Annotated in this window: 5 protein-coding genes and 1 pseudogene; 4 read left to right on the forward strand and 2 right to left on the reverse strand. The window is 34.1% G+C overall.

The annotated features are described in order from the left end of the window. Window positions 1-797: 797 nt before the first annotated feature. Window positions 798-1,154, reverse strand: a complete 357-nt coding sequence (locus ACFINX_RS07435; RefSeq protein ID WP_375612285.1) for a hypothetical protein — start codon at window positions 1,152-1,154, stop codon at window positions 798-800. A 2,173-nt stretch (window positions 1,155-3,327) separates the two neighbouring features. On the opposite strand from ACFINX_RS07435, the gene ACFINX_RS07440 reads away from it, so the two are divergent. From ACFINX_RS07440 to ACFINX_RS07450, 3 genes are read left to right on the forward strand one after another with little or no spacing between them, the layout of a single operon-like run. Then, window positions 3,328-4,071, forward strand: a complete 744-nt coding sequence (locus tag ACFINX_RS07440) for a creatininase family protein (protein WP_375612284.1) — start codon at window positions 3,328-3,330, stop codon at window positions 4,069-4,071. Window positions 4,072-4,092: 21 nt separating this feature from the next. Then, window positions 4,093-5,115 (forward strand): CobW family GTP-binding protein, encoded by a 1,023-nt coding sequence (locus tag ACFINX_RS07445; protein WP_375612283.1) that lies wholly within the window; start codon window positions 4,093-4,095, stop codon window positions 5,113-5,115. A gap of 10 nt (window positions 5,116-5,125) precedes the next feature. Continuing rightward, window positions 5,126-6,097, forward strand: a complete 972-nt coding sequence (locus ACFINX_RS07450) for a WD40 repeat domain-containing protein (protein WP_375668566.1) — start codon at window positions 5,126-5,128, stop codon at window positions 6,095-6,097. A 1-nt stretch (window position 6,098) separates the two neighbouring features. On the opposite strand, the gene ACFINX_RS07455 is transcribed toward ACFINX_RS07450, so the two are convergent. Next, window positions 6,099-6,296: a hypothetical protein gene (locus tag ACFINX_RS07455; protein WP_375668567.1), complete on the reverse strand. Its 198-nt coding sequence runs from the start codon at window positions 6,294-6,296 to the stop codon at window positions 6,099-6,101. Between the two features lie 333 nt (window positions 6,297-6,629). Here ACFINX_RS07455 and ACFINX_RS07460 point away from each other — a divergent pair. Beyond that, window positions 6,630-7,393: pseudogene (locus tag ACFINX_RS07460) on the forward strand (autotransporter outer membrane beta-barrel domain-containing protein); the annotation flags it as partial. Window positions 7,394-8,286 lie beyond the last annotated feature (893 nt).

The following is an 8,286-nucleotide window of genomic DNA, read 5'->3' on the forward strand; positions in this document are numbered from 1 at the left end:
CCTTACTTAACAGCATCTTTCCCTTACACAACAGAACAACCCAGAATACACTTGTATCAAAAATTCAGGCTTCTGTTTTAATAAAAGCATTTTCCAACGACGCACATCCCCACTTCCCTCTCACAATATGTCCCGTAAATGCGACAGTATAAACCACCCCATGAGATGGCATAAGATTCATTGTGTATCACTATCTTTACTCTATGAAGATACAAACCAGCACCATCATTTATTTTCCAATACTACAACAGTCCTTGAACCTTAGAGATAATTAATGAGAAGAATTTTTAGTCTTTTTTTTAATAATTTTATCCATACACGAACGCAACTTGTTATACGTAAAAAATACTTCTGATGGATTTAACATAAACAAATTTAAAATGATAAATAATAATTTCTCATTTTTCTTATTGCATGAGAGCCATGGATATAGGGATATTTTTTATTTTATCCCCTTATGAAAGATAAAAAAATTTAAAAAGGATAAAATATACCTTTGACGAATAATCTTCATATGAGAAAAGGTAGACAATATTAAAAGACTGATAAAGATAGTAAGTATACTAGCCTTATTACTAGAAAATAATCATAAACTGTAAAAAAAAAATCAGGTTACGCTAATTTGTAAAAAACAACATAAATGTAGGATCTTGAACTTTAATAATGTTAATAAAAGCTACATTTAGTATTAAGATTAGTGATTTTATTATCTAGTATAGTATAAATAATAAAATATTTATTTTTTAAAAATAATGAAGTGAACAAAAAAATCCTCGACTCTGTCGATGAGCTTCCTACTAAAGTGTACTAAATATTGCAAAAAGAGTTACAACAGTACCTAATACATCCCCAATACATAAAGAAGCAAGAAGTGATAAAATACTTATTCCCCCCCAAAAGGCTGAACCTGAAAAGGCAGCAGCTTTTTCAGGTTTCCCTAACGCAATAACATCTTGTTCCTCAACGCCTTGAATAACAACTCTATCCACAGCTTTAATAGCTACATTTTTTTCTAGTGTAGGAATAGTAATTGCCATTCTCTCTTGAACTTTATTTTTTACAAAACTTGCATTTCCCTCTATAGTTTGTATAAAAAAAAGAATAAATAGTGTAAAAGTAAATGAACATACACGATTTTTAAATATTTTAAACATAGCTTTCTTTGCTCCTCTTTTTCTTCACTGAAAAAATGAAAGAATATTCACATATATAAAAACCAAAAATTATATTTAATCATTTATATAATTGCACATAATAAAATATTATATGTAATTTTGTTATTATAATATAACACATTATGTATTACATGTAAAGATAAAAAACAATAAATGATAAAAATAATTTATTCCTTTTACGCCATAATAACTCAAGATACCAACAGTAATATTTTGTAATTTTTATTGCTATAATTAAAAATAATAATAATTTATTAAATTTCTTATTATAAGAAATATTACGAAACAAATTCATTTAAAAAATTATATAATAGAGCTTTTATAAATAATTTAAAATGTAATTAATTTTAAAGAACTATAAAATTTAAAACTGCCAATATAATGATATATGATTGTCTATTATTTCAATAAATATAAAAATGAAATTGGTATCAAATAAAAACTTGATCTAAAACAAATCTATCCTAATAAAACAAATTTAAATAGTGTACTATTTTTCTATAAAACAGGTATAAAGTGTAAAAAAACAATTAAGATCTCTATCTTCAAATGGAAGAGACGTTAATAAAATGATTCTCAACTTTTACTGATATATAAAAAGAAAAAATACTGCATAGCATCTTAAAAAAGGTAATTCAGCCCCCTTTATCCCATACAGCATAAAGAACACAAAATATTGACTTTCAAACCTAATAAAACAAACGCATAAAATAAGTAAATCTATCAGATTTACAAAAAAATTATAAGCAATACTAGAACACCAACAAACTACCTAAAACCAGATAAAAAGAGAGTCATGAAAAATGAGATGATCCCCAAAATACTGAAAAAACTTTCTTGCTTAATTTTCATAAAAGTTATTCCATATTTTTCGTCAATATTGTAGAGCGCAGCCTTATTTATATTTACTCTGTATTAGTAAAAAATAATTCTCTTTGAAATAAATTTTTGGCGATATTCACATAACTGTCTGCTATTTGTGAAAAATGAATAATAATAAAGAATTAATCAAATGCTTGAAAGAAAAGGAGTAGAGAAACTTACTAAAAAATTGCATTTTTAAAATACCAACTTAAGTAGCGCATTGAAAAAATAACGCCATGAAAACTGATATTGAATGATAAATTCATCAACCGATCACTTTAATCGCAAAATATTAATCTATAATAATAATTTATTGTTTTGCATGTTGAATGAGAAAGCTGACGATTATAAAACTCTCTTAATTTTAACTCTGTTTATATTGAATCAATCAAAATTCTTCACTTGCAAATCACAAACGAGATCGGTGTGTGTGTGTAAACACACTTGAAGAAAGGAAAATATCACTTATGAGGTATTTTAACTAACAAGCGCTGTTAACACAGTATTGAAAACTAGCAAAGTGAATGATGGTGCCCATTTTTACTTTAAAAGTGTAAATATGGTGGAAAACAATAGATTTTATATTATAAAACTTTACCGTTATACTATTCACGGGCGCCGTTGCAAAATAGGCTTGGATACCTTGAGAAATGTTTCTTTAAAACAAAAGCGTCAATGTGCAACACAATGGCGTTCTGTTTATTATGTATCCAACGGTGTTTCTTGTATCCAACGGTGTTTCTTACTGAATCATCTTATAAACTGCTCTATGAGATTACAAATTCATCTTAGTGAATTCTTCCCTTTATATTTATTTTTTCTCATGAACACTAAAATCTGTTAAGACACTATCCAAAGTAAAATCAATCAACAAATATTTCCATTCTTTTGTAATATACAGATAATTGAATATAGTTCCTGATTGCAACAAAAGTCTGTAATATTGCAATAGTAGAAATACTTTGATCATCCTCTCTCAATAATAAAAGAATAATATGTAATTTACAGAAAAAATTATATATTTAATATATACTTATTAAAAGTGAGAATATAAATCAGAAATACTTATAAAAGACAACTATCTTGAGAAAGATTGCCTAATATTACAGAAAAATTGCGGTGGCTTTGCTCAATAAAAGCTTCTCTATTTTTAACAAAGCTCTCATTTTTATGCATCCATATGTGATGTAAAAAGATGCCTATTTGCGTTTCTCTTATAGATAGATTAAATAGTGACAGCACCTTTGATCACTTTGTCTCTTTTGACTTCTCTTTTGGGCATTAATTTATGGTATCTAACCCACCTTTTCTCGCTCTTTTACCTTTGGGTGCACATGAATATCACGGAGAGCACCTTCCTTTCGAAACCGACTGGATTATTGCTGAAGCTTTTGCAAAAGCCCTCACTTTACAAACAAAAGAGCAGTTTCATATCGCACTTTTACCGGTTGAAAAGATTGGCTATTCTATAGAACATATGGATGTTACAGGTACACAAACCCTTACCTTTTCTGATGCGATTAAGCGATGGATAAAGATTGGTGAAAACTGTTATCACAAAGGGATCAACCGTCTTCTTCTTCTCAATGCTCACGGAGGAAATTCACCTTTAATGAGCATTGTTATCACCGAATTACGAAGGCGCCTTTCCATGCTCGCTGTAGCAACAAGCTGGAGCCGTTTTGGTTTACCACAAGGTCTCATGGAGCCATCTCAACAACATCTTGATATCCATGGAGGCTTTATCGAAACCTCTCTCATGCTCTATTTAGCACCAGAAAAAGTCCATATGGAAAAGGCAGAAAATTTTCATAATAAACAAGCGGATATGATTGCCAATTATCGGTATTTACGTGCTTATGGTCCTCATGCCTTTGGTTGGACAATGAAAGATCTAAATACGCAAGGTGCGGCAGGAAATGCAAGCAAAGCAACACCACAAGCCGGTGAAGCAATCTTTTCTCATGTTCTGTCTCAGCTTCGTGATTTACTTGATGATATCAATCGATTTAACATAAACACATGGCAATAAAGAACAATAAAAGGTCTCTCCATGGAAACGATACACCCCAAAAAACTTCCCGTTACGGTTCTCACAGGCTATCTTGGTGCTGGAAAAACCACCCTTCTCAACCGCATTCTCAGTGAAAATCATGGCAAACGTTATGCCGTCATTGTCAATGAATTTGGTGAAATTGGTATTGATAATGACCTGATCATTGAATCAGACGAAGAAATTTATGAAATGAATAATGGCTGTGTTTGCTGCACCGTACGTGGTGATCTCATTCGCATTCTAGAAAGTCTGATGCAACGTTCTCATCGATTTGATGCGATCATTATAGAAACGACAGGGCTTGCTGATCCCGTTCCCGTAGCACAGACCTTTTTCATGGATGATACTATCCATGAAAAAACAGCTCTCGACAGTGTCATAGCGGTCGTTGATGCAAAGCATTTTCCCTCTCAATTAAAAACAAGTCGTGAAGCTGAAGACCAAATTGCCTTCGCGGATATTATTCTTTTAAATAAGATTGATCTTGTCACCCAACAAGAACGCAGCCATGCTGAATCCCTTATTCTGGCCATTAATCCCAGAGCCATAATTTACGCAACAGAGCGCGTTAACATCCCTGTTGATAAACTCCTCGATCGTAGTTCCTTTGATCTCCAACGCACTTTAGATAATGATCCCCATTTTCTTGACCATCATCACGCAGATCATGTATGTGGTCCCGATTGTAATCATGATCATGACCATCATCACGCATCCACCATTCATGATATTACCATCACTTCTGTAAGTTTAAAAACAGATGCTCTGCAACCAGAAAAGTTTTTCCCTTGGATCCAGCAGGTTACACAGCAACAAGGACCTGATATCTTGCGTCTTAAAGGCATTATCGCCTTTCAAGGAGACGATGATCGTTACGTCATTCAAGGGATACATATGCTTCTTGAAGGACAACATCAACGCCCATGGCGTGAAGATGAAAAACGAGAAAGCCGCCTTGTCTTTATAGGACGCTCTCTTGATGCTGAAAAATTAAAAACTGGTTTTGAAAATTGCGCATAAGTGAGTGATAATGCCAAACATTACCCATTATGATCTCAAAAGTTACTGCCTTTCCTGCGGTTTTATAGGCAATAAACCAGCCTTTGTTTCCGTAGAAGGTCTCATTGTTTTTTTTAATCCAACCCCACAAATCGTTGAAGTGCACCAAGGAATAATTTCAAGCCATTTTTCCCATGACAATACCGCGATCATCACCGGTGGAGAAGATGGAAAAGTCTGTCAAACAACCGCAGCAGATCACACGGAAGTGTTAAGCCAAAAAGAACGCAAATGGATAAACAACGTTGCTTTTGGTCCACAAAAAGCTTTTGCTTTTTCCTCCTCACGCCTCGCATTTGCGCATATTGGAAAAGAACGACAAAAGCTCACACATGAACGCAGTGTAGAAGGCCTTGCTTTTGCCCCAAAAGGTTTGCGACTTGCCGTTGCCCATTACAATGGAGTCACTCTTCATTGGTTATCAACGCAAATATCTCCCACCACATTGGTATGGAAAGGAGCTCATTGTGGTGTCACCTTTTCACCAGACAACCGCTATGTCATTTCCACCATGCAAGAAAACGCCTTACACGGCTGGCGTCTCACTGATAATCAGCACCTCCGCATGAGTGGCTATCCAAGCAAAGTCAAAAGCTGGTCTTGGAGCGCAAAAGGAAAATGGCTAGCAACATCAGGTGCCTCTGCCGCAATTGTTTGGCCCTTTCATACAAAAGATGGCCCCATGGGAAAAACACCTCTAGAACTAGGCACACGATCAAATGCACTTGTTAGCACCGTTTCATGCCACCCAAACAAAGAAATTGTAGCAATAGGCTTCAATGATGGAATGATTTTAGCGGCACAATTCCATGATGGAAAAGAAGTCCTTCTAAAAGGTTATGGGAAAAGTGCTATCTCAGCACTTAATTGGGATCAAGCAGGGCAAAACCTCTCCTTCGGTAGCGAAAATGGTGAATGTGGTATAATCAAGATCACTGATTAAATTAAGCACCCAAAAGCGCAATCATCGCCGATAAAGAATGCCCACACAATCCTCCAGAAATCTTATCCCCTTGCATCTCCAGAGCTCTCAGAAATCCTATCTCCCTAATCTCCCCCAAAAATCTCCTAAAATCTTCGTAATCATTAAATCTTCCCTCTTCCTTTCCTCCCCCCTTTAGACAAGAAAATACCTTAAACATGTTTTTTGACCTTTTAACATTGCTACCCCCATACAAGAATAAAAACATCACTCTCAAGACCGCCCCCCATCTCCCTATAAACATCTATATAGGCTACATACTTCCACAAAAGCATTTTTCTTAAAAATTCGGCAAAAAATAGCTGATATCATCATTGAAACAACGATTTATTCTTACGATCAGAAGAAGGTAATTCAACACTATTTTCCTAAATAAAAAATTTTTTGATTTCCCCCTCCAAAGAGCAAAGTTTCCTACGAGCAGCCTTCCACACTTTAGTTTCTTGCCTAGAAAATTCTATCTAATAATCATTTCATGGAACTTCTATTACCGCCCTCTGTTCCGGTATCTCCTTCATCTCCGGATTCTGTTCCTTCTGCTTCTTTCCCATGTTAAACCAAAGCCTTCTGGGTCTTCTGACCCTTTGGATTCCTCGTCTAATCTCCAAATTAGAGCGGTTGTTCCACAGGTTCCAACTTATCTTCTTTTGCCAAATGCCTTATTTCATGCTGGTTTAGTGGATATGACCACGCAAAATAAGACGTTAGAGACAATGCGGAATGCTTTTCATTCCTTTGGGAAAGATGATAAAAAGACAGCCTTTTTTCTGCGTGCTTATGGGGGGAGCCATCACTATGCTTCCAATTTATCTGCTTTTGAATATGGTTATGGTGCTGAGCTCGATTATAATGCATTTCAAGCAGGTGTTTTGTTAAACGAGATTGAGAGTTTATATGGTCGTACATTCTTTGGAGTTTTGGGGAACTATGGAAATCTTTCTCTACACCCTCAGGATGTTGAACAAAGCAAAAAAAGCGCATTTAATAAATGGTCTGTTGGGGCTTATGGAAGTTTGCAGCATGATACCGGTTTTTATATGGATGGGGTGTTATCGTATGGCCTTTTTAAGGGTGATGTTTTGACACGAGCACGGGGTAAAAGCTATTGCCAAGGGTAAACAGTTTAGCGGTTCTTTAACGAGTGGCAGAACGTTTGCAACAGGGTATAAAGGTGTTGTTTTTGCTCCGCAGATTCAGGTTGTTTATCAGCATCTTCAGTTTAATAAGACGCGTGATATTGATTTAGGAAAATTTCATGCAATAATTCAGAATGCTCATTCATCATTTTAGATATTGAATAAAAACTAAATATTATAAATTTCTTTCATTTCAAACCTGTTTATATTTAATCAATTAACCCCTTGTCCATCACAAACGAAGCTGGCATGCAAAGAAGGACTTTTGAAAAAAGGTAAATTACTTCTTATGAACATTCTCGAGTGCTAAAATCTGCGCAAATATTGAATGCTGAAAAAAGAATGGTGATATCCGCGCATGACCGCAATGAAAATAATATCCTGTATCTTATCGAAATTTCTCTGCCACCTATCACTTACAAAACAACAACCATAACAACACGATAAAGCATACTTTACTTTTATTATAATTTGACCTCAAACTCCCTCTTTTTGTTCTAAAAATAAGTATCTATCCAAAATTCTTAAGTAAACATCCTAAAAAAGAAACAAATAATATGCGTATTAAATGATATAAACGTGAATAAAGTTCTAAAACAAAATTCAAAACAATGCATAAAACTCATAAAGACTAAACTTATGATCTATAAAAATGAATAAAGAAATGGACAAAAACAACCACCTATATCGTCTCTTTTGAAAGATTATGCCGAAAGCATTCAGCATTCAAACTTTTCATATTCACAATGAAATCTGTCCTCATATTTTAACATCAAAAATTTTAGAAAAATTTCTCATCGCATAAAAGAAAACATCTATTGTAATCTTTTATATCAAAAAATAACCATATTGATGAAGCAAAATAAATTTTAATACATTAAAAGGCCGAAAATCTTCTGCCTTTTAACTAAAAATACATATTGCAGCTCATCAAAAGAGGTGGCGCAATCCAGCAGAGAAACTCGTTCCAGAAAAACCAATTTTCTTAAATCTATGCTGATAAGTGACATCTCC

The sequence above is a fragment of the Bartonella sp. AP36NXGY genome (genome assembly GCF_042195865.1).
Taxonomy (GTDB): domain Bacteria; phylum Pseudomonadota; class Alphaproteobacteria; order Rhizobiales; family Rhizobiaceae; genus Bartonella.

Coding starts and splice junctions, on each gene's coding strand:
- ACFINX_RS07435 (WP_375612285.1), bottom strand. CDS start 1,154: ATGTTTAAAATATTTAAAAATCGTGTATGTTCATTTACTTTTACACTA.
- ACFINX_RS07440 (WP_375612284.1), top strand. CDS start 3,328: ATGGTATCTAACCCACCTTTTCTCGCTCTTTTACCTTTGGGTGCACAT.
- ACFINX_RS07445 (WP_375612283.1), top strand. CDS start 4,093: ATGGAAACGATACACCCCAAAAAACTTCCCGTTACGGTTCTCACAGGC.
- ACFINX_RS07450 (WP_375668566.1), top strand. CDS start 5,126: ATGCCAAACATTACCCATTATGATCTCAAAAGTTACTGCCTTTCCTGC.
- ACFINX_RS07455 (WP_375668567.1), bottom strand. CDS start 6,296: ATGTTTAAGGTATTTTCTTGTCTAAAGGGGGGAGGAAAGGAAGAGGGA.